This window comes from bacterium (genome assembly GCA_035530055.1).
Lineage (GTDB): Bacteria > UBA6262 > WVXT01 > WVXT01 > WVXT01 > WVXT01.
In genome coordinates this window covers 1-2,928 of the sequence record DATKVN010000102.1, presented here as the reverse complement: position 1 = coordinate 2,928, position 2,928 = coordinate 1, and the positions used below count along the sequence as shown (strand labels likewise).

Below are 2,928 nucleotides of genomic sequence, written 5' to 3'. Positions count from 1 at the left end.
TTCTACATTGCCTTTTCTATAAGCAGAACTGGCGAACTTATACTCAGTGACGGCATCCATCTCCATCATCTTTGCTCCTGCTATTGACAGAGGAATGAAAAGGAGTATCGTAATGATTATTGAAATTTTTCTCATATTTTTTAACATTTTACTTCTCCTCCTGTCTATGGAGTGTAAAGCGTCCCGACATGTCGGGATTACTCAACACCCTCAGTGAGTTCTTCTCCGTTTACTCTAATTTCTATCGGCATCTCTTCTAAAGAGAATGATTGGAGCTTTATCTCTCCCTGCTCAACCCACTGTCTATCATTCTTATAGACAACGGTAAATTTGTAGGAATAGTCTCCCTTCTTTACCGGCCTGCCCATATCATCACAAACATCCCACTTGATAATTTCCGGTGGACGGGTCTCCCCGGAGAAAGTCTTCTGCACTTCTTCATCTTCATCTTTTATCTCCAGAGTCCATCTCTTTACAGTAATTGAAGGAATATCAGTAGAAAATTCGAGTTCATTGGTTAAAGCGTCAAGCCCATAGGTGTTTTCCGTCTTCAAAATGGGATTCGCACTTGCCTTATAGATATTTCCCCAGTTAAAGGTAAGGGCAAATTTGTGAAGATTTCCCATGTCATGAGAACTAAAGGCATAATCCACAGTGAAAAATTTTATCTTCAGTCCCAGTCCACAGGTAAAAGATTGCAAGTGGTTAAATCCTGCCCTCAAATCTACCCTTTTCAAAGAAAGAGAAGAAGTCTTCTCCCAGGGAGAAACTTCTAACCCGGCACAGAAGTATGCCTTCTCGTCAACGAGCTTATTGATATCTGCAGTCAGGGTGAGGCGTTTAGAGAATGCACTCAATGCCACACCAGCTTTCAAATTCATCTCATACACATCGGGGTCATCTCTTAGAGTCACCTTGGGCTGTATAACATTTTGCAGGGCTAACCCAATATTTAGTTCGTCTAATGGCTGATAAAGTATCCCCAAATCTATTCCCTGGCCATTCCCTGAATATCTCATCACCCGCTCATGAATCAGTTTCAAACTTGCTCCCAGGGAGAGACGTTCACGAACCTTATTTGCGTAAGAGATAATTATAGCGTTCTTGTATATCGACATATTCGTACCAATTACTCCTTGCTTGCGAGTGACTTCTTCATATCCTCCGGAATGGACGAGAACATCAGAAATACCCAAAGTCCCCAGCCTTCGCAGGGGATGAACATAGGAGAGGAAGTTATAACTTGTCTGTTCAAAGAATGGAGCATACATAGAAAGGAACTGGTGTTCATCAATCTGTGTTAACGCTCCCGGATTCCAATAAGGTCCACTGGCCTCATCTGCCAGGGCCACATATGCTCCTCCCATGGCTAAAGACCTCGCTCCTGCCCCATACTGCAAATAGTCATTGGGCATTCCGTAGTAATTATCTGCCCTGGCGAGTTGCCAGTGCATCGCCAAAATTAATACCAAAATAAGAAAACGCAGACTGAAGTCTGCTACTCCAAATAGTCTAAAAACCCTCTTTTCCATTTTCTTATCTCCTCTTACTTTATTTGGCAACAGCAATCTTCCTTAACATATGCCTTTTCTCTTTCTCCACCCAGATGCGGCATATATAACCTCCATTTGCCACTACTTTTCCGGAGAGGTTCCTCCCATCCCAGGGAACGCTGTTATCAACTTTCAGACCACCGTTTTCTCCAGCTGCATAACTCTCATGCCAGACCTCCTGGCCGAAAAGGTCGTAAATTGTAATGGTTACATTGGAAGGCTCTTTCAGGTCATATTCTATATAAGTCGGCTCTTTGCCCGCCTTGAACGGATTGGGTATATTGGTGACCCCGCCACCAAAGAAAGTGACGTAAATTTTCTTGCTCCGATTTATCCTTTCCTCATGCCCATATGCATCTATTCCATAATACTCAATGGTATGGGCGCCGGGAGAAAGAGTAAATGGTTCGACATAGGTCATCCAGTCAGAGCCATTGTCTCTATAAAGGATGGGCTCTGGTATAATATCAGTTACCGACATAATAATTATACGCGTACTACTTCTCAAATATATTCCATCGTACATTTCACGATACATTCCGTCGAATTTCATAACTGTTTTTGGTGCACCAATAACTTCAATGTCAGCAGTGCGTCCCGGTGTAGATTGAGGAGTCTTCGGCTCGGCATCAGAAGCCTCAATATAGATAACATGGGCAAGGCTATAACTCTCAAGGACAGTTTTTTCTCCTTCCTGTAAATAGAAACTTTTTATCTTCAATTCTCCCTCAGCCGGCGTCCCTACAGGAGAAGAATAAGCAACCAATTCTACCTGTCTGGCATATTCATTAGGAGTGACCGGATTTCCCGCACCCCCAACAGCCGGATCATCAATTAATCTAACTATAAGAGGAAATTCTCTACCGGCTTCCACTCTTTCCGGAGCCTCCAGGTCATAGCGCAACCCCCATGGTGCAATGTCTATAGGGGCAGTATATCCTGGTTCATAACCCAAATTGTCGCTTACTTTGAAGCGAATTTTTCCCACTGTATCATAACTTACCTCGATTACTGCTTGACCATTGTTTAGCATTGATGGTCCACTTATCTTTGTCCAGTTGCCCGGAGCATCTCCACCACTGATTGTGCAGGCATTTATTATAAATGGATTGTTTGCCCCGCTTATAGGCACGAGTGTATCCGGGTCGACAAGTGCAATAGTCAACCTGATTGCGTCGAGAGTTCTGGCAGCAAGCAGATTACTTGTAATCTGGTAAATGCCGACAGGTTCTGCTAAATCGATTACCCAGGTATAAGAGGCTGGTACTGGATCTTCATTACCCGCTCCATCTATAGCCCTAACCTCAAATGTATGACTCCCTTCACTTAAACCTGTATAACTTCTGGTTGTGGCTGTACCATACCCGGACCAACC

The 2,928-nt window shown here is 43.5% G+C and carries 2 protein-coding genes; both read right to left on the bottom strand.

Translation table 11 applies throughout. From position 1 onward, the window contains the following. Nucleotides 1-197 precede the first annotated feature (197 nt). Entirely contained in the window at nucleotides 198-1,532 is a 1,335-nt protein-coding gene (locus tag VMW39_08030) for a PorV/PorQ family protein (protein ID HUW23962.1), read from the bottom strand. Between the two features lie 19 nt (nucleotides 1,533-1,551). Further along, a partial coding sequence (locus VMW39_08025) for a FlgD immunoglobulin-like domain containing protein (GenBank protein ID HUW23961.1) occupies nucleotides 1,552-2,928 on the bottom strand: 1,377 nt, incomplete at its 5' end.